Genomic DNA, 22,981 nt, shown 5'->3' on the forward strand with positions numbered 1-22,981 from the left:
CAGTCTCGGTGAACGTTCCGTATTACTATCGGCTGGAAGAGGTTTCGTTATCTGGGGAGCGTCGTGCGGTAGCGACGGTGCGGTTGCGGGGTCATGTTTCAGCGGCGAACAAGGTGTTGTGGAAGTGGGCGGATGTGAAATCTACAGATTAAGCCCTTCGTCCGTTATACACTATAGATTATAAAGATACGTCACTTTGATGACAACAACACGGTTTTCCAGTTGTAACTCGCGAGCGGTGGCTGTCCCAACAGCCGTATCGCCCCACGTTTCGTTATACGCAACGAACAGATGGCTCTTTGGGCTATATTCCCATCCAAATAGAAGGCTTAGCAGATACGTCTGATGAATTTCCATAGAAACAAGGCGTTCCCTATTGGCTTGCGCGAACATCCGAAAAAACGATTCTCGCGTGAAGAGGTAAGTCGTCCGCAATGAACTGACGAAAAACCGACCGTCAATTGCGCCTTCCAAATCAAAACTCTGGGCGTAGCCGCTGTCCAATTCTATAGACAAATTGCTCCGTGGACGGATAGTGGACTCAAGCAGGAGGCTCCGCTGCTTACCCGCTTGTTGTCGTCTAAAGTTAAAATAGTCAGCGAACTCTACACCGATGCCGATAGCAACCGGTTTTGTGGAGTCGGTATCCACCTCAAACCCGTATCTATTTGCGGTAAAAACTTCCGTGAGTTCAACTTCCCGACTTCGGAAATAATAGGCATTAATATCATCCAAGAGGCTTTCCCTGAAGTCCATCCCGATATCCACACCAGCACTCCATTTGAGTAGATCTTCATCAAAATCAGGCGAGAGAGACAACGCTGGGTTCCGTTCTCGCCACTCCGCAAAATACGCGGGCGTATAGAGACTTTGAGAGAGACGAGCGATTATCCCAGAAAAAAATTGGTGCTTTCCCCAGTGTGGGGAATAGGAATTCCGCATAGAGACGCGTTGCCAGCCACGATTGCGTTCCTTTCGGAGAAACCCCGTCTGATTAATCTCAAAGTTCGGCGCGACCCGTTCAAACCCAATGTCGCTGCTCCAGAGATAGTTGCGCTGTGCGAAGTCAACCGTCCACGCAAAGTTATCACTATCCTCACCCGGATGGAAACTCCCGGCGTATTGTCCCGTGAGGTGATACGTTTTTCCCAAAGCGAGGTTCATATCAATACCTCCCACTCGGCTATGATTCCATCTCTCACTACCGGGCTGTTCCTTGTTCACGAATAGAACCCCAACGTTGGAACGTTTGAGGATGTCGCGTTTAACACGGATTGCAGAGAACCATGCTTCTTCCTTTTCGGACGGAGTGCTATCGGAAAACCTGAATTCACCGGTTTGGTTTCCCAAGACTCCAACGGAGTAGTTCCCGACTTTTCCTGTAAGTTTACCCCCCCAAAGAATATTACCACGACTTCCGATACGGCGGCTGAACATCAGATCGTAAGGCGTTTCAAAGAAACTGTTGCCTTCGACAAAAAACGGGCGTTTTTCAGGAAAGCGCGTCGGGAATCGGGTCAGATTAATCTCTAATTGGTCTGCTTCAACTTGTGCGAAATCAGGATTGACTGTAACGTTCGCCTTTAGTGCACTCGTGAGGCTGTATTGCACATCCAAACCCGTTCCAAATTGTCCCGTTGGATTGGTATCGGCAGCATCCATACCACCACCTAAAAGGTAGGGTGAGATTTCAAAGTTTTTCCCCGTTTCAATATTTTGGATACCTTCGATATGTCCTAAATCGGACATCCGTGTGACAACACCGGCTTGTGTGAGTTGTTTCCATACCGTAACCTCACTTTTCCGGCGGTTGACTCGCTCAATATCGAACCCCCAAATCTGCGTTGGTCCGGATTTATGTGAGAAGTCGGTGAACCGGAAGTTTGCGAACGGAATTTTAAACTCGGCACTCCATCCCAGTTCATCAATATTGCTTTCAACCCACCAAATGCCTTTCCAGTTGCTGTCGCGTTGGGTGTCCTCATACCGGTAGTTATCACTCTGGACACCCGCTGGATTTGTGGCGAATTTATAGCCGGTGCGGTGGTCGTGATGTGGATCGATGAAGAAAGAGATGACATCCGAGGCATAGATGTCGCCGCGTCGCGTCATCCGATTGACAATTTTGTCGGGTTCTGCATCGTAACATCGGAATGCGATGTAAATGTTATGCACATCGTAAGCGATGCGAAATTCTGTGTCGTCCGTTGCGGGATTCCCGCGTGACGGTTCGAGTTGAATAAAACCGCTTTGCGGTTCTGCGTGTTCCCACACAGTATCGTCCAGCATCCCGTCAATTTGCGGGGGTTCGCCTACAATCCGGTGGGCTTCAACGACATGTTCACCCATGCCTTCTGGGTGTGCAAAAAGGTATAGTGGATAGGCAATGAATAGCAGAAGAACAACTACGAGTTTTGACATGCGTTAATTATAGTTGAAACACCGCATGTTGTCAAATTTGCCTCTCCAAGTTGGTAGTACCCGTGAATGACGACCCATTTGTTGCTTTTTCTTGAAAAAATTGTTGAATTCCTTTAAAATTCTTGAAATGTGGTGTGCAGTTGCCAGTTAAGAGGTTTTCGCCTCATAAAGCTTCCCCTCTTAAGATAGTATCAAAAACGCAACCTGCAACAACGGAGCAGGCGGATATACGGGAAAACACGTGAAATCACCAACCCACTTGACCGAACCGCAAGGGAAAATTGAAAATCCGCAAGGAACAATTAAAAATGGTTGAACTTACACGGGAAGACATTGAATTTTTCAGAGATGAAGGGTACTTGGTGAAACGGAACGTCCTGAACCCGGAATTGATGGAACGGGCACGGACAAGGCTCTGGGAGGGTGCCCCCGAAGGACGCAAGCGCGAGGATCCCGAAACATGGATCGGCCCCTTCACACCAGAGGAAGAGAACCCTGACGGAAATAATCATCGACGCGGTTTCCGGTGGAACTTCCGTGAACCGGGTGGCGAAGACTGGATGGTTCGGCTTCTCGCTACCGATCCGAATGTCTGGCGGATGGCAGAGCAATTCTTGGGTGAAGGGAATTTGACGCAACCCGACCGTGTGCGCGGTATCTATTGCACCCTACCTTACGGCGACATCCCGAAGAAGTCAATCGGGTGTCATGTCGACGCACATCCGTTTCATCTCGGTGCTGTCGGTTATATTGACGATGTGCCGCCGGAAGGGGGTGGGTTTACGGTCTGGCCCGGGAGCCACAAAATCTTCTATTACGATTACCAGTCCCAATACAAGAACGAACCGACACCGCAATACGAAATCGACCGCGAGCGTCTCAGCAGAGAAGCCGGTGTTGAATGCTACGGGAACGCAGGGGATGTCGTCTTCTGGCACCATCGCATCGGTCACGCTGCAGGACATAACTACTCGCGACAGATACGGCAGGCAGTGCTATACGATTTTCGGAAAACGGAATTAGAACAGACGCAGGAAGAACCGCCCAACAAGGATATGTGGCGGGACTGGCCCGGTATCAAGGCGTTGAATTTTTAATTATACCTTGCGGTTCGGTTTTTTAATTATGTGCGCCTGGGCGGCGTTTCCGTTGTCAACGCCGATCTAAAATTGGTAAAAAACCTGCTTTAGGTTATGAATAGTTTCTTAAGGATTGGAATACTGCAAGGACAACAGACGCAGCAGCTCAGAAGCAATCGTTAAAAAACCGATGTTGCAGGCTACGTTTATTTCACCGTAGCCCTAACGCTTTCAATGTGTCTGCCATCATGTCGTGAGCGATTTGTGCCTTCTCCATCCGCATGTGAGGGAACGTTTCCACCGAGATATACTTATCGTAACCGACTTTCCCTAAACTCTCTGCAAAGGTTCGGAAATCCAACTCATCACCGTCTTCTCCAGGGATCAGGAAGGTGCTGTAGGGATACATCCCTGTTACGCCTTTTACATGGCAATGCGTCGTGAGCGGTCCCAATTTTTCAGTAACTTCGGCGATGTCTTCACCGATATGATAGAAATTGGTGATGTCGTTGAGGGATTTCAATGCGTCAGAGCCAACATGTTCAATGAGAAGCGTGACTTTTGCAGAGGCATCGATTGTTGTGGCTTCATGATTGTGGATGTTCATTGTAATACCGAGTTCCTCAGCGCGGCGGCAGATCGGTTTCAGCACATCAACGAGGAGCCGCCATGCGAACGCGTCCCCTTTCTCGCCGCCATACCCTGTGAGGAAGTTAACACCCCCTGCCCCAAGGGTAACAGCTACGTCCTGAAGAAGTGCGTAATGGTCAATAGCTTCCTGCGGGTCCTCCGCTGCCAATTGGTATAAACCTTTTCCCGTGAATGGATTAATAACAGAGACCTTTAATCCACTGTCGACGACCATCGTCTTGACGTCTTTGAGCAAGCCATCGGTGACTTCACCAGAAGGGATATGCGCTTCTGGTCCACACATCATCTCGATTGCGTCGTAGCCTGCATCAGCGAGAATCGTAATAACTTCTGGTAGGGGGATGTCTTTCATTCCACCGGCGTGATAAGAGATACCAATCACTGCTTCAACTCCTTCCATCTTTTACGCTGTTCAATCAGGTTTGTTTGCGCCCGACTTTTTCTTTTCTGATCATCGCTCTCTGATGAGGAGCGAACCATCATGTGTAGCGCCTATAAGTTTTTCACCGTCTGCTGAAAAAGTCAATTCCCGAATGGCACCCTCTTGGACCGGAAACATAGATATAGGATTGTCCTCGCCGGTTTTCCACAACTGAATATAGTTATCCCTTCCACCGCTTACGAGGAGTCCTCCATCGGTAGAGAAAGCCAACGCACTGACTGAATCGGTATGCCCTCTTAATATAGAAATCAAGTGCTTGCTTTCTAAGTTCCATAGCCGAACAAGCGTGTCGGAACCGCCGCTCGCCAGGGTCTCACTCTCAGGCGAAAATGCCAAAGCCAAGACGAGCCCGTCGTGTGCTGAAAAGGTGGAGAGCAGTCCGCCCGTTTCAACTTCCCACAATCGAATCTTGCCATCTGCACTTCCACTCGCGAGTGTTGTTCCATCGGGTGAAAAAGCGAGGCATCTAATTCTGCCAGGGGCTTCAGTGGAGGACGCGAGCAACCGTTCTGTGCGCGGATCCCATCCGGGAAGTGGCACTCCATCTGGTGAAGATGATGCTAACGCGTTCACCAGATTAGAATCCCCCGCCAGTGTTAGCACCTCGCGAGCCGTGGCGGTGTCCCAGAGCCGGAGCGTATTGTCTTCGCTTCCGCTGGCAAGCAGGGCATTATCGGGCGCGAATGCTAACGCCCGTATATGTTCCGTATACCCTGAGAGCATTGCGAATTGTGCCCCGGTGGCTGTGTCATATATCCAGATACGCCCATCACCACCTGCGGCGAGGCGCGTGCCATCTGGTGAGAAAGTGATAGCCATTACCTGCTTTTTATCGAACCGTATTTTGAGTCCCGGAGGCAACTCAGATTGGATGCAATTCCGGAATATTTCTGTTTTTTTCATTTTTCTAATTCTTAAGTTTCTATCCTGCGCTCCATTCCCTTACGCGCAGATTGCTGATTAAGTCGCACCTCTATTTTAGAATCTTGTGTAATATAACACCAAACACCAAGCTCGTAACGCAGTGGAGAGCGACTCGAATACAAAAAACACAAAAACCCCAAACCACGCCCCTTATCCGCAAGGTAAAATTAAAGATTCCAATCCAGAACGACACCTGTATACACATTCGGTTCGTTGAGGAGACCATCGTAAGCCTGCTTAATTTGGTCTGGCTTGAGGCGGTGAGAGATTAAGGGTTCAACATGCAATTCCCCACGCGCCATCCAGTCAAAGATAGTCTGCTGTTTGCTCCATTGAGAGGTTCGGTTACCGATGTCTGGATACATTGGGACGCACCACTCCAATGCCCCACGAATGGTAATCCATCGCAGATGCGTTTCGGAGAGCAGATCGGTCAGGTTCCCTTGGACTTCAACACGTGGTGAACCGAGGATGACGAGTTGTCCATGGCTGGCAGTGGCGCGCAGTGCTTGCATAACGACCCCACTATGCCCTACGGCATCAACAGTGATATTGCCAAGTTCGCCACCCGTAATTTCCGTAACCTGTGCTTGCGCCTCGGCAGCATCGCCACCCACAGTATGGCTAATTCCACACCGCTGTGCGAGTTTTCGTCTCTCGGCTACCGGGTCCACGCCGATAACACGGCATCCGTGAATTTGAAACATCTGTGATGCCAAATTTCCAACAAGCCCTAATCCAAAGACGACGACCCACGGGTTGGCACCGATCTCAGCGACAATCATCGCTGTCATCGCAACGCCTGCCATCCGTGATGCTGCAACCACGGCTGGATCCACCGTTTCTCTAACGGGTGCAACTAACCGGTCTTGTGAGTATTGAACCGTTGAGGCGTGTCGCCCATAAGTGAAAACCCGATCACCTGGAGCTGCGCGAGTCACACCCTTGCCGACTTCACGCACAATGCCGACATTCGCGTAACCAGAACGCCAAGGATATTCACACCACTCCCCTTTTTGGAAGACTTTCGGCTCTCTACCGGTATAATTCGCGAGCTCCGTCCCGCTACTGATAAACGTATATTCTGTATCTATCAGCAATTCGTTGGAAGCGAGTGCGGGTGCGCCAGTGTCGGCAGTTTGCAGCTCCACCTGGTTCTGACCTGTTACAACAACCTCTCTGATTTTCATTATAAACCTTCCTCTTCTAATTCCTTTAATTCTTCTGTCTTAATCTTACGGATGAGGGCTTGCATCCTTTTATATCTAAAAAGTCCAACGAAGAAGGTGGCAATACCGAGCAAAATAAAGACGACCCCGATCACCTCAACGATATATGAAGTAAAAAACTGCTTGAGATGCACAAAGGATAAACCTGCAACGAACAACGTTAACGCTGTGCGGATATAGGCGAGAAAGGTTCGCTCATTTGCGAGGATAGTTCGATCTGCGGCGAGATGATCGCGCAAGATAAGTTGATCTTCCAGTCCTTTGTAAGGCGTTGGTCTTCCTTGCATTTGCTCGTTCCGTTCTCCCTAAAAGAAGTTGAAAATAATGATACCAGCAAGCCATCCGTATAAAGTTCGAAGGCACCGTAACCTTTTTGCTGTCCGTTGGTATTCCACCGTGTAGCACGCTGGATTTTGGAAATAAAGTGTCAATCGTTTCGGCGAGGATAAGTCTATTTTAGGCGTTAAGGTGCCCATAACAACTACACTTATACCGAGAAGTACAATATTGAGTGTGGGCAGAAGACTGAGAACCGCGCCAAACACTATCCAACGCCATTTTGAAACGCTACGAGATGCGTCAACCCGTGCTACACGGATCAGTGATGCCGATGGTATACTTGTTTCTGAAGCCATGCGTGATGTCCGGACAGGTAGCCTTTGAGATCGAAAATAAATTTCTGTTTTTCCGCCACAGCAATCCTTTGTTAAGAAATAATACTTCCGGTCCTCTTAAGCATTATAGCAAATTTCAGGTTTAATTCAAAACGAATTTTTAAATTGATCCTAACCTTTGTTTGACACCCATACAGGGTGTATGCTATACTAAAGATATACCACGAGCAGCACGTCTCGGTTTAACTTGCAAACCGAGGATTGTTGTGGAAAGCATCAACGGATCGTTGAACTTTATTGATATACATGAAACGGAGCAACCAATTTAATGGATTTCAAACAAGCATTAGATAGCAAAATCGCAGATTATAATTTACTCAATCACCCATTCTACCAAGCATGGAGTGCTGGCGAATTGCCACTCGAAGCCCTCCGCTCCTATGCGCGTGAGTATGGTGCTTTTATTTCTACAGTCCCCAAAGGTTGGGAAGCACTTGAGGAGACCGAATTCGCACAAGAAGAGATCGAACACATCGACTTGTGGGCGGATTTCGCTGCTGGGCTTGACACGGCTGTTGCTGCAGCACAAATCCCACAGGTGAAAACCTTGATGCGGACAGCACACGAACTCTTTTCAGAACGGACGACAGCACTCGGTGCCCTCTATGCGTTTGAGGCACAGCAACCGGAAACTTCTCAATCGAAACTCACGGGTTTACAGGCATTTTATCAACTCCCGAAATCGGTAGAGCCCTATTTTGAAACGCATTCACACAACGAGCATGAAACGGAAAAACTAATTGAACACATCGGCACGTTGCCATCGGATTCACACGCCACTGTCGTGCAAGCCTGTGAAAAAATGAGCGTGGCTTTGTGGGATGCTCTTACAGGAATTCATGATGCGGAATGCGCATGATACGGTGAAGGCGTATTTTGACGCCCTTGTTGATAGTGATGCTGAAACCCTCATTGCAATGATGCTGCCTGCCTCACACTATGTCAAGATCGGCACCGATGCTGACGAGATTGTTGAGGGAAGCAGAGAAATCGCGGCGTATTACCGAAACCACGTCGCCAGCACAGAGGAGTTCAGCATTGAATTTGTTAACCTTGACGTGCAGGAACGGGACAATGTCGCTTGGTTCTACACGCGTCAGATCTGGCGACTCAAATGGCAAGGCACGCTGGAAGAATTCGTGATGCGGATGACGGGTGTCTTGGAAAAAACCGATAGGTTATGGAAATTTGCGCAAATCCACGCCTCAATCGGTGTGCCTACATCTTAGTTTTTAGAGGAGGGATTCTTGGAAATTTCGGTTATCTCTTTTGATGGCGATATGACCTTGTGGGATTTTCTGCAGGTTATGCGTCATTCGCTCAAACACACATTGTTGGAACTTCAAAAACAGCGTCCGACCCCGCGCACCCTAAAATTAACAATCGATGAGATGATTGCAATTCGGAATCAATTTGCTGAAGAGGTAAAGGGTGAAATGTGGAACCTTGAAGAAATCAGACTGCGCGCATTTGAGAGGACACTTGAACATGTCGACTGCCCAGACAAAGAACTTGCTGCACATCTGAATGCGATATATCGGAAGCACCGATTTGAAGATATAGAGTTGTACCCAGATGTTATCCCAACTTTCGATGTTCTGGCACCCCAATTCAAACTCGGATTGTTGTCAAATGGAAATACCTATCCGGAACGCTGCGGGCTTGAGGGGTATTTCGCCTTTGTTGTTTTTTCTCAAGATGTGCGGATTGAGAAACCGGATCGAAGAATCTTTGAAATTACTGCCGAGCGAGCGGGTTGTGAACTCGCGCAGATGCTCCATGTAGGGGACTCGCTTGAAAACGATGTTGCTGGTGCGCGGAACGCTGGTGCACATTCTGTCTGGCTCAACCGAGAAGGGGTCCTGAATGACACAGAAATTCGACCTGATTATGAGGTGACTTCGTTAACTGAAATGCCAGCAATTTTGGGGTTGGGTGGAAAGTAGGGATTTCAGAGAATTGGCTGAAGTCGGGAATCGAGTGTATGAAAGGACTGAAAACGCACTCGTCTATAGCCATAAAATTAACGGGGTCGATTGCCTGCTCATCTATACGTTCAAGGATAACAAATTGCGAACAGCAGGCTATGTGACCCAGACCCCGGTAATGAATGCGGAACATATAATTACTAAACTTTGGACAATTTTTTTTAAGAATACACATATCGCCCCGCTGGGGCTTGCCTGGTGTAGGGTATGGCGTTTCTATAAACATATCGCCCCGCTGGGGCTTGCCTTTGGGGCCTCCGAGTTTATTTTTTCAGAGTTGGGTATGTGTGAGAACCCTCGAGAAAAATCAGACATACCTTGAAAACAAGGTATGAACCTGACCGAAATTGTCCAAACTATTATATAATTAAACGTGAGTTTGATAAAAGTGGGATGTCGGGTTTCGCTACTGATATTTAGGCGAAAAGCATCTTGAACGATAGTTGATAAGAGCGACCTTCTTGCCATGTCTCTGCGAAAAAGCACAAAAACCGGTATTCATTCAAAATCATTTGTCTAAAGTTATCTCTTTGTGGTATTATGATACCTATGGAGCACACGAACGGCACTACAACAAAATATATCCTGAACATCACGAAGTCGAGTGCGTCTCGGATTGCGCTGGCGAAAAGCGATACACCAGATGCCCTTCAAAAGCTCTGTCGAGAGTATTGGACGTGGCACTTCGACGCATCGTTATCGGATGCCGTTCGGTTGCTGCTAAACACAGAACTCGGCTGGGAAACGACGCCGCAGCTCACAACACCGCCAGTCGGTGAGGTTATATCACCCCTTGGTCATGCGCTCGCACACGAGGATAAAGATATTCGTGACGCCGCACTACAGGTGTTAGATGCGACTGTTCATATTCCTGCAGGCGTTGCCTATATTGGTGAAGAATGTGCCCCGTTGGAACTCGATGGGTTTGAGATTGGGGTTTACCCTGTAACCAACGCACAATACCATCGGTTTCTTCAGGATACAGGACACACGCCACCACAGGATTGGACGGATGGTGTCTATCCAGCAAACAGAGGCGACCATCCTGTTGTCTGGGTTACGTGTGAAGATGCAGATGCTTATGCGCGTTATGTCGACGGCAAACTACCGACGTTTCCAGAATGGCAATACGCCGCACGCGGTGCTGATGATAGACTCTTTCCGTGGGGTCATGAAATTGACAAACCGCGGTGCAACACTGCGGAACTCGGTGCAGGAACGACAACCCCGGTCGTTAGTTTCAGAGACGGTATGAGTCCATTCGGATGCTACGATATGGTCGGCAACGTATGGGAATGGACGGACACATCGTATGACGATGAAGGGAACTTCCGCGTGGCATGTGGCGGCGCGTGGTATTACAATCACGACTATAGCACTTGCACCAGTTACGATTTTTTTAGCAACGGATATGCAGAGTTTGTAATCGGGTTCCGTATCGCATGGTAAAGAGGTCTGTAGGGAAAATTAAAAAATGAAAGAGCGTAAAACTGGTACGGAACGTGCCTTAACACCTGAAAAATCCTCGGTGCCTTCAAGCGGATTGCAAAAAGAACTCATCCAGCGGGGGCGCGTCGATATTCACGCGCACCAGACCGCTGCGAAGCATTTAAAACAGGGGGCAGACGCATTAAACGTTCGAGACTACGCGAAAGCGATTAAAGAATTTCAGCAGGTCATTCAGCACAACCGCGAATCCGCGGAAGCACACTTCCACCTCGGTTTGGCACATTTTATGCTGGAAGACTATAAAAAGGCAATAGACGCATACAAAATGGCAATAGCGTGCGAACCGAGCGAAGCAACGGCATACCTCAATCTCGCAGCAACTTATCGTTTGCTCAAACGCTATGACGAGGCGATTGACGTTTACAGGCGTGCCATTCGTTTCATACCGAGCCATCCTGAGTTACATTCTGAGCTCGGGACAGTCTATACATTTCAGGGCAAGCGGCGTGAAGCCATCAGTGCTTATAAAACAGCGATGCGCCTTAAACTTGAATTGAAACTTCAATCAGATTCTGACCAGAGCGCGTAAGCCCAACCATCGGGCGGGCTGGGTCTACGGAAAGGGGCATCATCGTAAGTCCTGCCTAAACGAACCGCAAGGAACATTAGAAAGATGTTTGTTTCCGACGAAGATTTGATGGTGAAATGTGGTAAAGGGGATATGAGTGCCTTCGAGCTGCTGGTGCGGCGTTATCAGAACCCTTTGATTAACTATATTCACCGCTCAATCGACGATTATCAGCGCGCGGAAGACCTCTCTCAAGAGACATTCCTCCGAGTTTTTAAAAGTGCGAACCGTTATGCGCCGACAGCATCGTTCAAAAGTTGGCTCTATACAATTGCCACGAATTTGTGTCGAAATGAGATTCGCAACCGGACGCGTCGAAACACCTATTTTTTGGAGGATCTGGTTGAAGAAGGTGAGGATGTTTATCACGCCGCCATCATGCAGGATACCCGCTATCTGCCAGATTCGCTCTTGGAGAAAAAAGAACAGAGACAGATTATCCGAAAAGCGCTCGCACAGTTACCAGAAAATCAACGTGTAGCATTAACACTCGTCACTTATCAGGATTTACGGTATGAAGAGGTTGCGAAAATTCTTGGATGCTCAGTAGGTGCTGTAAAAGCGTTAATTCACCGTGCTCGGCAAAAAATGAGAAAACTGCTCATCAAAGCGGGAATAGCGGAATAAGCATCAACGCACCACAAGGGAAAATTAAAAAATGTCAAAATTCACCGCAACGCACCGCAAGGGAAAATTAAAAACCGAATTCCCAGATGTTTACGGTTCTCGATGGTCAAGTGATAGCGTGCCACCGCCGACGTGTGAAGCGCAGCTTGCGAGCCCGGACGAACTCTCAGCCTATATTGATAAAGAACTGCCCGCATGGAAACGCCACCTTATCCGACGGCATCTCAAAAAGTGTAGCATCTGTGCGAATCAGGTTCAGCGGTTGCAAAAGACCGACGACTTTCTACACCAAGGCGGTGAGATCGAAGTCTCTGATGGCTTTTTAAGCAGCGTAATGGCGCGCGTATCGGACGCAACGAAACACGAGAGACAACACGACTCGATTTGGTCGCATTTTACACGGCACCTTGGGACATTGCTTGGATGGGCGCGAGGCAGTTCAACATTAACCAACAAACTTCGCTACAGTATTCGGACGCGGAGTCCAGTTTACATATTTGTCCTGACCTTCGCTGTTTTTACGATGGTAGGGGCGACGCTTTACCAATCCTCCAGTGATCGGTTTGGTCCGTCAATACATACCCTGAAGCAGGCACAGAAACTGGATGGTGAAAAATTAATTTCCTTTGAGGTTATTCAACACGAGCCACCTAAACGTTTACTAACAACCTACCTTCAGCGGAAGTAAGTACAGATAACCTATAAAAAAATGCAATCTGTAACTCGTAGAGCGTTGCTCATCTCGCTGATATTCCACCTCTTTTTTTTCGTCACAACATTTTACGTCGTGGTGCAGAATCAGCCAATAGCGTCAGAGAAATCGGGCTTGGAGGCGGAGCTCATTTCTGTCAAAAACACATCTCGAACGAGGGCTCCCCTGAAAAAGATTTCGCCGCGTTTGCGGGCTTCTGAGCGTGATTTCATAAAACCTCATATGAGTACTGGGGAGTTGCTGCCCTCCCCTACATCCCCCGTTCCGGTGAACACCGAAACGTCACATCCTGCCTTAGGTCGCAGTTTACGAGATGAAGTTAAATCAAAGAACCCCTCGACATCTTTAGATCTGTCGAGAAAAAACTGGGGAGAGGTCAGCACTGCGACTCACACACTTCAAGATGTTGAACGGAATTTGTCAAAAACGGAAACCGCAAGTCCCGCAGGAAATACGACCTTCGGAACCAAACGTTCCGGTCCCTCAAGAACGCAACGCGCGCCAGAGATTTCGATGCGTAAGATAGTGGAAGAAGAGGAGGAATTGTCCCCGGCACAATTGGCAGAAATTAGCGAGAAGCGGAAAGCATTACCACATGTTCCGTTTCCGAGGCTTATGAAAACGCTTGCCCAAGAGATTGTCGAAACCAGTGACGGGGGTCCAATTGACGTGGTTTTCGTCATTGATGCCAGCGGCAGTATGCGCGATAATATCAAATCTGTTGTAGAACACTTGAGCGCGATGGTGAATGTATACAAAGCCTCCAAGATAGATTATGCGCTCGGTGTGACGGAATTCTGGGCGAATAAGAACCGAAACAGGATCAGAGTCGTTCAGTTAACAAAAAGCTTCACGAACTACAAACGGACCCTCCAAGCGATTGAAGTCCATCAGGACGAAAACGCTTTGGATGCTGTCGTTCAGACTGTCAAGGAACTCCGATTTCGCCCTACATCCAAAAGGCATTTTATCCTTGTTACGGATGAACCGCTCTCAAGTCGCGAGGGGTTAGAGGTAAGTGAGGTCATCGCATACTGTCGAGAATTCGGCATCTATGTGAACGTGCTTGGACTCCCTTTAAATGAACACCAGCGACTTGCTTCTGAAACCGGTGGCAAATGGCATATTATTCCTGAAGAACCGAGACCACAAACGGCACAACGCCCCAAAGTGCCAACACACCCGCGAAACAAAGCAGTGGCGCTACGCCAAGCACAATGGACGGATGTCACAAAAGTCGGGGATGCCGCGCTGCAACTGAGTGGCAACACTCCAATTGATATTGTCCTGTTCGTTGACAGTAGCGAAAGTATGGGCGATAAACTTCCGCATTTTTTGAAGCAACTTGATATTCTTGTTCGCGATTTGGATAACGCGCTTATAGATTATCAGATGGGGGTGGTGCGTTTCCGATCGCGTGCCTCTGTGAACATGGTCAACGTTTTCAATCCGCCACAAACGCTTAAACAGGTTCGGAAAATCGTTGAATTGCCCTGTCAAGACGATGAGATGTTATTGGACGCTGTAGCGGAAGGACTCCGACGGCTAAAACTCCGTCCGAATGCACAACCCTACTTCATTCTGATTACGGACGAACCCGCAGAAGGTGAATACTCGGCACTCGCGATTATCCAAATGTTACAACAAAAACATGTCCTTGTTAGCGTGGTTGGCACTTACGACGATTTCCAACAACAGGTAGCCTCTAAAACCGGTGGGGTCTGGGTGCCGATTCCTAAGGGGCACACCACAAACAATTCATACTGGTAACCTCTAATGATTGCCTCTGCGCTGCTGCGTCCGTTGTCCTTGCAGATTTCCAATTGTTAAAAGCCTTTGATCATCAAGAAATGGTTGGACTTAACCGAAAACCACTGCGTAATGTAATCGAGCAGTGACCAGAGTGGAACAGTTTAAAATATGAAGATCGCAGTCCTCGTTTCAGGGAGTGGCACCAATCTGCAAACCCTGATTGAACAGTTACATCAAGATGAGACGAGTGGTATCAAGATCGCAGTGGTCATCAGCGACCGGCGCAAGGCTTATGCCCTTACACGAGCAAAGCTCGCTGGTATACCGACACATGTTGTCAGAACTCAAGATTTTGCGAATCGTCTCGATTTTGACGCAGAAATTTCAAAGATCATTGAGCACTATGCTGTTGAATTAATAGTCCTTGCGGGTTTTATGAAGTTGTTCCAACCGCCCTTTGTGCAAAAATACCGGAACCGAATTCTCAATGTCCATCCAACGCTTTTACCAGCATTTCCGGGGGCACATCCTGTCGCTGATACATTGGCGTATGGTGTGAAGATCGCGGGTGTCACCGTTCATTTTGTTGATGAGGATGTAGATTCGGGTCCCATTATTGCGCAGTCGGCGGTTCCTGTTTTGGATACGGACGATGAAGAGAGTTTACACAACCGAATTCAGGTTGAGGAGCATAAACTCTATCCCGAAGCGATTAAATGGTTCGCGCAGGGTAGGTTGAAAATTGAAGGACGAAAAGTTATTGTAGAATCGTCTGAATCAGGATTTTAGGAGTTTGTAGGAGTGAGTTTTACTCACGACCCTTTACCAAAAATGTAGCCTGCAACAATACGCAAAAACACGCAGAAATACGTAGAAATGCCCAAGCAAAAACCCCAAGCAAAAACACGCAGACGACTCAAACACGGAAACCATCAAAGCCCAAACCGGCTTCACTTATCCACAAGGTATAATTAAAAAATGTTAGCGATTTCAACGATGTGGAACGCCCTGAAACAACAGGACGGTGCAGCACTGTTCGATGATCTCAAAAACCTTGGCTTTGAAACGCTCGAACTCAGCAGGCATCTTACACCGGATCAGATAGAGCAGCTCAAGCCGTATCTCCGCGAAACTCCGCCCTGCTCGATTCACAACTTCTGTCCGATCCTTCCCGGAACATCGCAAGCAGAAGCGGAGCAGGATAAAATTTTACTTTCCAGCCTCAATACAGACGAACGAGCAGAGGCTGTCCGCCGCACTGTCCAAACAATGGAACTCGCTGTTGAATTGGAGGCACCCATTGTCGTTCTTCATCTCGGCGGAGTTGACACCTATGACAGGTCCTATTTGATGAGAGACTTATACAACTATGGCGAGCGCGAGTTTGAAGCCTTCGATCAGAAAGTGACCGAAGCCACAGAGTGGCGAAAACGTAAGGAAACGAAACATCAAGACGCAGTGTTACGGAGTCTCGATGAACTCAACGAGTGTGCCTTGAAGATGGAACTCTACATCGCCATTGAGAATCGTCCACACTATTACCAAATTCCGAATTTTGACGAGGTTGGACTGTTTTTTGAAGAGTTTTACGGCAGTCCAATGCGTTATTGGCACGACATAGGGCATGCTGCGCTACAGGAAAAACTCGGCGTGTGCTGGGCAGATGCGTGGATTGATCGTTATGCTGAACACCTCGTCGGTGTAAATCTGCATGATTTGAAAGGGCTTGAGGCGTATCATCCTCCGGGGACCGGGGACTTGGAGTGGGACGAACTTTTTGAGCAGCTCCCGTCGGATGTCTTGAAGGTGTTGGAAATTCGCCCGTGTGAAGCGGAACCTGTGATAGCAGCGCGAGAATTGTGTTTTAATTTTGCCGTAGGTTAAGACTTTAATGAATCCAAAAGCCACCTATTTTTTCACTGAGGTTGAACACGATATCCTGAAATCCGTGTGTGCGTATATGGTGGGAGTGCCAAGCGATACGCCATTGGATGTCCCAGTGATCGTGATTGATTCGTTCGTCCAGCAATTGCCAAAAGCGTTGGGCAAACAACTCCGTTTTGGACTCCACCTATTTCAATGGGGTCCGCCGCTTTTCATCGGGAAACCGTGCGGTTTTACACAACTCGCGCCGCGTGATGCGGTGAGATATATCGAAAGTTGGGCACGGAGCCGTTTTAAAGTTCGGCGACGACTTTTCCGGGGTTTACGAGACATCGCTTTCCTCGGCTTTTATAGCAATCCGTGATTAGCACGTAGGGGCTGGGTTGCCCAGCCCTATTTCCTTATCAACATTTTTCGCGTAGCAGTGAAATCGCCTGCGGTGAGGGTGTAGAAATAGACACCACTCGCGATCGACTCACCTACCTCATTTCTCCCATCCCAATACGCCGCACGGCTCCGATACTGATAGATACCCGCAGGTTGATGTCCAAGATGCAACGTCCGAACCAAGACACCACTTGTTGCATAGATATGGATCGTGACATCCGCGGGTTCCGAGAGTTGATATGGGATCCAGGTCTCCGGGTTGAACGGATTCGGATAATTGTGCAGTAACGCTGTCTCGTCCGGACGCAGCGAAGGTGCAGCGGGGGCACCATCACCGACAACAATAGTAATCTCGGGTGGGATAGAACGGGTTTTCTCGCCTCCCCGCGTGCCAACCTGAAAGTTTTGCAGCGTCAATTTTGATTCCCCGTTTCGGAGTGCCTTAAAGGTAACAGACAAGAGAGTGCCGTGTCCTCTCACAGGCGAGCGTGTGAGTCGTGCCGCCTTAATGCCCGTGATCTTCCCGATCTGATTCTTGATAGCGCCTTTTTGGAAGAAAGTTTCGCCTTCATCCTGCTTTAGGAAATCGCCTTCGGTGACACTACGTGCTATTAGCACCTTCGGATCGAAGGTCAGGTCGGCTTGCCAGCCTCCCACATCGGTAACGTTTTCGACGTTCAGGTTAACGGTAAAGTTATCCCCGATGGCTATCGGGGTTGTATCCGTCTGAAAGACAAAATTCAAACTCGGACGGAACACGGTATATTTTGCGTCGGGGGCAAACCCAAAAAATCCGCTGAACCCTCCGTGTCCGCGGTTATCGAGGGCGACTAACAACGCATTTTTCCCCTGTTTCAAGGTAACTGGAAAGAAATCTTGATAATCGCCTGCCCCGCGCGCAACGAATGCCGAATGCACCAGTTCACCATTGAGCCAGACTTTGACGGCATCATCAGAGCCGACGAGCATCTGCGTCTGCTGTTCTTTTGGAGCCTCCAAGATAACTGATCCGTAGACGATATGATCGTATATCTCCTCACCTGTGCCCCAACCGAGTGCCGCTGTCATTCGGTTGATGTTATCCGAATGGGTCGCCGAGATTGAATGCAATGCCCATTTACGCTTTCCAACAGCCTTCCCTTCCGTTGCACCGTTGGTAGCCACTTTTAGTTCCGTCGCTGCGCCGCCAGTCGCTCGAGATAGAAAATCTGTGCGGTCATCGAGTCGGGTTCCCGGAACGATTGCCCACAACCAGGGACCTGTGATTTTCGGACCCCCTGACGGGAAACCCGGATTGCCCTCCATCCGAACGAACGTCTTATCGGGTAAACCTTCCAATGACGAGAAGTCAGAGATAGCATTGTTCCGAAGGTCGAGTCGATCCAAGTTTTTGAACCCTGCAAGCGATGATACGTCGGAGATGGCGTTATTTTCAAGGTAAAGCACTTCCAATCTTGTTAGTGCTGCAAGTGGCTTCACATCCGATATGACATTGGCATCAAGGTTCAGATGCTCCAACCTCGTTAACTGTGCCAACGGCGATACATCTGAGATCGTGTTATCGACGAGACTGAGCCATTGCAATGTTCTCAATTCTGCGAGCGGGGAAAGGTCGGAGACGTTGCAGCCTCGGATCTCCAGGCGTCGGAGTGCTTTTAATCCCTTCAGGGAAGGAATCTTTGAGATGGCTCTGTCGTTGCCGAGTTCTATCCATCGGAGCCTTGGCAGTTTCGCTAAAGCAGAGAAGTCCGAAACAGGGGTCTGCCACGCGTCTATCTGTTCAAGACTGATGAGGCTCGCCAGCGGCGACACGTCTGATATCGGGTTCCCAGAAATCCCGATCCCATTCAATTTGATTAAGCCCTTGAGCGGTGATACATCTGTGATTTGGTTCTCTTCAAGCCCTAACCAATCCACATTGATTAAGCCCGCAAGCGGAGACACATCCGTGATCTGATTCCCACGCAGTTTGATGTTATTCAGTCGTGTCAACTCGGCGATCGGGGAGAGGTCCGAAATCTCGTTGCGTCGCAATTCAATCCGTTCGAGTCGTGTGGCATACTCAAGTCCCCGCAAGTCGCTTATCCCTTGCTCATCTGCATCAAGCCGCGTCAATCGTGCTAAATCCTCCGTTTCAATAGAAGCCCCAGAGGGTTTCCCCAATGCCTCCGCAATCACCGCACGCAGATTCGCATCCGGCACAAGATTACTCGGATCCCGAATAATCCGCTGACGCTCAACAACCGATGTGGGGGTTGGGATCGAAACCGGATCAGGCATCGGACAGTCACTGTTATAGACACACAAGACTATATCACTAAAGTTCGCCGTCCACGCATCCCGTTTTACGTTTCCATCGTTGATGAGTAACCCCGCGAGCCCCAAACCCTGTAGCCCCGTATTTTCACGGATCAACGCCACAAATGCAGTCGTCTCTAAACCTATCGATGCCGCCGCATACGACGCACTGAGCGGCTCTTGAAACTTCTCATGAAAACGATGCACAGGTTCAATACCCCCAAATATACCCCCCGTCGCCTCTAACGCAACTCTGTAGCGCGCCGTATCCTGGTCTATGAACCGATCCATCTCCGCTTTTTCTACATACAGACGCAAGACCTGATCCTTCGTCGCACTCGCAGGCAACTTCGCATACGTCCCTCGCACCACATCCTCAAACGTCTTCATCCCCTCCGTATGGCAACCGATACACGACAAACCGTTGCGAACCGCAGGATCGCTCGCCGCGGGGTTCGATACGATGTCTGTTGGGGCAACATCTATACGATTCCCGGTTGCGTCCGAGACATAATACGCCTGAAGACCATTCGGAAGATTGAAGATAACCTCACCCCCATCTCTGTCAAAAGACAACGGGTTCTGTAAGATGTTCTTCTGACCGACACTGCTCGCAAAGTCGTGGCTCTTCCAATACGCACCATTTCGGAAGGAGTGCCGCTCCACAACGCGATTGTGTGCGGAAACCCCCGAATCATTCGTCCCCGCACGCATCACACGCAACCCCGGAGCCCGTCGAAGGTTCCCAGCGACATCTATACCCAACTCGCGTTCCAACGCCGACTCGGTTTCAGGCAACGCGAGAATGTCATGATATAAGGGGGGTAGGGACGCAGTCGCAAGAAACCAGTCCACATGCACGAACGGCACCTCACAGACCATCGCTTCACGGAGTGCGGTCAGCTTCCTATGCAGCACCGGACGCGTCGTCGCATCAAACTCAATCACATACGGATACGCCGTCTCAATCTGCGTCCAAGCATCCCGGGTATCCCACTCGTAATCCCGCAAGTCGATGTAGAAGATCGTCCCTTGGGCATCGATCGGTACCGGCTTGACGACGGTAAACCCCCACGACAAACTATTCACGAGTTTTGAAAGCGCAATCGCAGCAGCCCGGAGCACCTCGGGGCCCTCTCCAGCATTATACAGATGTGTCGTCGTAAAATAACGGGCAGAGGGACGGTCAAAAGTAGATAGCGTTTGGAGATGGTTCTGAATCGTCGTGAGCATCTTATCCGTGCTAATGAAGTTCACATCGTGGACGACGTCCCAACTCGGCGCACCGGCTTGAATCCAGGCACCGATCTTCTGAATCGCGGCGGCGGAGAGGGGTGGTTGTCCGAGTGGCATCCGTTTTGCCTCATCTCCATCCAAGAGACGTTTAAAGAGTTCAGATTGAATCGGTACCCCTGGGACGACAGCCCCACTCTCGACCAATTGTGCTGCGGATTCAATGATGAGTTGTTCGGTAAAGGGACCATTCGGACCGTGGCAGCCCAGACAACTGTCTTCAAGAATAGCATACGCCTCTCGGGCGACGTTCTGCTGTGCGTCTGTTGGTAACACACCGAGCGCGATGAATGTTAAGAAAACGAGGGTGAAGTATTTGATGTGTTTCATCGTCAATCTCCTTACTTATAGTTTGTATCATATGATACTATTTCCTTATCAGCATTTTGCGCGTGGCTGTGAAATCGCCTGCGATGAGCATATAGAAATAGATACCACTCGCGACAGATTCACCTAACTCATTCTTGCCATCCCAATACGCCGCCCGGCTTTTTTCTTGATATATCCCTGCAGTTTGATGACCTAACGCCAATGTCCGCACCAACGCGCCTGTAGCGTCATAGATACGCACAGAGACCTTGGCAGATTTTGCGAGTTGATAGGGTATCCACGTCTCCGGGTTGAACGGATTTGGATAGTTGGCAAGCAAATCTGTCCGCTCCGGAATCAGTGCAGCTAAGAGGCGTTTGAGGTTTGCTATCCCCTGCCTGAAAACGAGCGATCCGTCATCTGCTGCTTCCGCCTGTGCGATCCATGCCTGAACCCTCGCTGAAATGTCTGGCGTGAGTGCCGAAGGTGCGGCACCTGCTTCTGTGTCCATACTGCGTGCCACGAGAATGAGGTCTGAGATATTAATTTTCCCATCATTGTTTATATCCATCTGCGGCTGGGTAATTTTAATTCTGCCCAAATGCCGCGACACTAAAATCATATCCAGGATACTCACGACACCATCGCTATCCACATCTGCGACCCGCTGCTGCCCAACTGGCACCACGATAGGGTTTGGTAAGTAAGGTGTATAGTCCGTGCTCTCCAGTCCAAAGAACCCGCTCCACCAGCCATCGCCTTCGTAAACGGCGACGAGCAAGATGTTTTCACCCTGTTTTAACGTCACAGGGATATCCTCTTGGTATCCATCTGAATCTCTATCAACAGGTTTGTTATGAACCATTGTTCCGTTGAGCCACACCTTCACGGCATCTCCGCTGCCGATAAACAGCCGCGTGCTTTGTTGACTCGGGGCATTTAAGGCGATCGACCCGTAAGCGACGTGAAAATCTATATTGTCTGTTCCTAAGCCGGTTGCATTCACCATATCATTGATATTGTTGGGTCCGCTCCTTGAAAGCCTGCCAACCGTCCAGACTTTATCGCCGACTTGGTCACCTTCTGTCGCGCCCTGTGTCGCTATCTGCGCTTCTGTCGTCTGCTGACCACTCGCCACGGATAGGAAATCCCGTCCGGAAGCCGCCGCGATTGAACCCGGTAAACGCCCCGTCGGCACGATCATCCATAGCCAGGGTCCGTCTATTTTCTTTGGATCTCGCCTGAATCCGGGATTATTGTTCTTGACGATAGCAACACTTTTAGGCAGCGCATCTAAAGGCGAAAAGTCCAATATCTCATTTTCCGAAAGTTCTATCCACGTCAAATTATGCAAAGCTGCAAGGGGCGATACATCCTGAACCTGATTATGCTCGAGACTCAGCCGTTTCAATCCTGTAAGGTTTGCTAAGGGTGAGATGTCTGTGATTTCGTTGCCAACCAGATAGAGTTCGCTCAAGTTCGTCAAATCTCCTAACGGTGAGATATCGAATATGTCACCCCCACAAATATCAAGGACTTGCAGTTTCGGTAGTTCTGTCAACGCAGAAAGGTTGAAGACGGGTGTGCCCCACGATTGAAACCTTCTTAGGCTCGTGAGTCCAATGAACTCGGACAAATCGGCGATCGGGTTCTCACTAAGCCAAATATTTTCGAGTTTCGTTAGCCCCGCTAACGGAGAGAAATCGGAGATGGCGTTGTGTGAAATTTCTAAGCCGTGCAAGTGGGTTAAATCTGCAAGCGTCGATAAATCCGAAATAAGATTATCGTTGACAATTAACCAGTTCAAATTGATTAATCCCGCGAGGGGCGATAAATCACTTATCACATTATGTCTGAACTCAATGACATTCAGTTGCGTCAATTCTGCGAGGGGTGATAAATCTTCTATCAAATTGTCGTTGGCGCGGATCTCGTTGAGGTTCGTCGCAAATTCAAGACCTGTTAAATCCGTGATGTCGCTGTTATGCGCGTCAAGGCGCGTCAACCGCCTCATGTCTGCTCTGGTAATCTGCGAATTCGGTTCCTTACCGAGTGTTTCCGCAATTGCAGCGCGAAGGTTGGCATCCGGTATAGTGACGTTCTGCGCGGGTGCTGTCAATGGAAACATCAAGAACGCCATCAGGCAGAGCATAGGTGTGTAAATAAAAATATGTTGTATTTTGACTGACTGCATATAGGTGTATCTCCTCACCCTTCCTGCCCAAACAAAAGGA

General features: G+C 49.1%; 21 protein-coding genes. 13 read left to right on the top strand and 8 right to left on the bottom strand.

The annotated features are described in order from the left end of the window. Positions 1 to 171: 171 nt before the first annotated feature. Entirely contained in the window at positions 172 to 2,421 is a 2,250-nt protein-coding gene (locus F4X88_08060; GenBank protein MYA56233.1) for a carbohydrate binding family 9 domain-containing protein, read from the bottom strand. Between the two features lie 308 nt (positions 2,422 to 2,729). Between F4X88_08060 and F4X88_08065 the strand changes: the two genes are divergently transcribed. After that, on the top strand, positions 2,730 to 3,518 hold the full coding sequence (locus F4X88_08065) for a phytanoyl-CoA dioxygenase family protein (protein MYA56234.1): 789 nt from the start codon (positions 2,730 to 2,732) through the stop codon (positions 3,516 to 3,518). Positions 3,519 to 3,711: 193 nt separating this feature from the next. On the opposite strand, the gene F4X88_08070 is transcribed toward F4X88_08065, so the two are convergent. The 5 genes from F4X88_08070 to F4X88_08090 all read right to left on the bottom strand — a co-directional run bounded on the left by F4X88_08070 (position 3,712) and on the right by F4X88_08090 (position 7,381). Beyond that, positions 3,712 to 4,551 carry a sugar phosphate isomerase/epimerase gene (locus F4X88_08070; protein MYA56235.1) on the bottom strand — a complete coding sequence of 280 codons (840 nt, stop codon included), beginning with the start codon at positions 4,549 to 4,551 and terminating at the stop codon, positions 3,712 to 3,714. Between the two features lie 51 nt (positions 4,552 to 4,602). Beyond that, positions 4,603 to 5,496, bottom strand: a complete 894-nt coding sequence (locus tag F4X88_08075; GenBank protein ID MYA56236.1) for a WD40 repeat domain-containing protein — start codon at positions 5,494 to 5,496, stop codon at positions 4,603 to 4,605. A 188-nt stretch (positions 5,497 to 5,684) separates the two neighbouring features. Further along, positions 5,685 to 6,707, bottom strand: a complete 1,023-nt coding sequence (locus F4X88_08080) for a zinc-binding alcohol dehydrogenase (protein MYA56237.1) — start codon at positions 6,705 to 6,707, stop codon at positions 5,685 to 5,687. Next, complete coding sequence (locus tag F4X88_08085; protein ID MYA56238.1) at positions 6,707 to 7,033, bottom strand: DUF202 domain-containing protein; 327 nt, start codon at positions 7,031 to 7,033, stop codon at positions 6,707 to 6,709. The genes F4X88_08080 and F4X88_08085 overlap by 1 nt, the downstream gene beginning before the upstream one ends. Positions 7,034 to 7,051: 18 nt before the next feature. Then, positions 7,052 to 7,381, bottom strand: coding sequence for a hypothetical protein (locus F4X88_08090; GenBank protein MYA56239.1), 330 nt, complete (start codon positions 7,379 to 7,381; stop codon positions 7,052 to 7,054). Positions 7,382 to 7,688: 307 nt separating this feature from the next. Between F4X88_08090 and F4X88_08095 the strand changes: the two genes are divergently transcribed. From F4X88_08095 to F4X88_08150, 12 genes are all read left to right on the top strand, one after another. Further along, positions 7,689 to 8,279 (top strand): hypothetical protein, encoded by a 591-nt coding sequence (locus F4X88_08095; GenBank protein ID MYA56240.1) that lies wholly within the window; start codon positions 7,689 to 7,691, stop codon positions 8,277 to 8,279. Further along, positions 8,242 to 8,649 (top strand): nuclear transport factor 2 family protein, encoded by a 408-nt coding sequence (locus tag F4X88_08100; GenBank protein MYA56241.1) that lies wholly within the window; start codon positions 8,242 to 8,244, stop codon positions 8,647 to 8,649. The genes F4X88_08095 and F4X88_08100 overlap by 38 nt, the downstream gene beginning before the upstream one ends. A gap of 18 nt (positions 8,650 to 8,667) precedes the next feature. Further along, positions 8,668 to 9,366, top strand: coding sequence for an HAD family hydrolase (locus F4X88_08105; GenBank protein ID MYA56242.1), 699 nt, complete (start codon positions 8,668 to 8,670; stop codon positions 9,364 to 9,366). Between the two features lie 13 nt (positions 9,367 to 9,379). Beyond that, entirely contained in the window at positions 9,380 to 9,730 is a 351-nt protein-coding gene (locus tag F4X88_08110) for a hypothetical protein (GenBank protein MYA56243.1), read from the top strand. Positions 9,731 to 9,948: 218 nt separating this feature from the next. Continuing rightward, positions 9,949 to 10,857: a formylglycine-generating enzyme family protein gene (locus F4X88_08115; GenBank protein MYA56244.1), complete on the top strand. Its 909-nt coding sequence runs from the start codon at positions 9,949 to 9,951 to the stop codon at positions 10,855 to 10,857. Between the two features lie 25 nt (positions 10,858 to 10,882). Then, entirely contained in the window at positions 10,883 to 11,446 is a 564-nt protein-coding gene (locus F4X88_08120) for a tetratricopeptide repeat protein (protein ID MYA56245.1), read from the top strand. 84 nt (positions 11,447 to 11,530) lie between these two features. After that, positions 11,531 to 12,112 (top strand): sigma-70 family RNA polymerase sigma factor, encoded by a 582-nt coding sequence (locus F4X88_08125; protein ID MYA56246.1) that lies wholly within the window; start codon positions 11,531 to 11,533, stop codon positions 12,110 to 12,112. Between the two features lie 31 nt (positions 12,113 to 12,143). Then, complete coding sequence (locus F4X88_08130; protein ID MYA56247.1) at positions 12,144 to 12,800, top strand: hypothetical protein; 657 nt, start codon at positions 12,144 to 12,146, stop codon at positions 12,798 to 12,800. 21 nt (positions 12,801 to 12,821) lie between these two features. Next, on the top strand, positions 12,822 to 14,594 hold the full coding sequence (locus F4X88_08135; GenBank protein ID MYA56248.1) for a VWA domain-containing protein: 1,773 nt from the start codon (positions 12,822 to 12,824) through the stop codon (positions 14,592 to 14,594). Between the two features lie 150 nt (positions 14,595 to 14,744). Continuing rightward, positions 14,745 to 15,365, top strand: coding sequence for a phosphoribosylglycinamide formyltransferase (locus F4X88_08140; GenBank protein MYA56249.1), 621 nt, complete (start codon positions 14,745 to 14,747; stop codon positions 15,363 to 15,365). 189 nt (positions 15,366 to 15,554) lie between these two features. Continuing rightward, on the top strand, positions 15,555 to 16,460 hold the full coding sequence (locus F4X88_08145) for a TIM barrel protein (GenBank protein ID MYA56250.1): 906 nt from the start codon (positions 15,555 to 15,557) through the stop codon (positions 16,458 to 16,460). Positions 16,461 to 16,467: 7 nt separating this feature from the next. Next, positions 16,468 to 16,824: a hypothetical protein gene (locus F4X88_08150; protein MYA56251.1), complete on the top strand. Its 357-nt coding sequence runs from the start codon at positions 16,468 to 16,470 to the stop codon at positions 16,822 to 16,824. Between the two features lie 29 nt (positions 16,825 to 16,853). Here the strand turns inward: F4X88_08150 and F4X88_08155 are convergent, their stop codons facing one another. Both F4X88_08155 and F4X88_08160 read right to left on the bottom strand, forming a co-directional pair. Continuing rightward, positions 16,854 to 20,768 (bottom strand): T9SS type A sorting domain-containing protein, encoded by a 3,915-nt coding sequence (locus F4X88_08155; protein ID MYA56252.1) that lies wholly within the window; start codon positions 20,766 to 20,768, stop codon positions 16,854 to 16,856. A gap of 37 nt (positions 20,769 to 20,805) precedes the next feature. After that, positions 20,806 to 22,941 carry a T9SS type A sorting domain-containing protein gene (locus F4X88_08160; protein ID MYA56253.1) on the bottom strand — a complete coding sequence of 712 codons (2,136 nt, stop codon included), beginning with the start codon at positions 22,939 to 22,941 and terminating at the stop codon, positions 20,806 to 20,808. Between the last annotated feature and the right edge of the window lie 40 nt (positions 22,942 to 22,981).

The organism is Candidatus Poribacteria bacterium, assembly GCA_009839745.1.
Classification (GTDB): Bacteria; Poribacteria; WGA-4E; order WGA-4E; family WGA-3G; genus WGA-3G.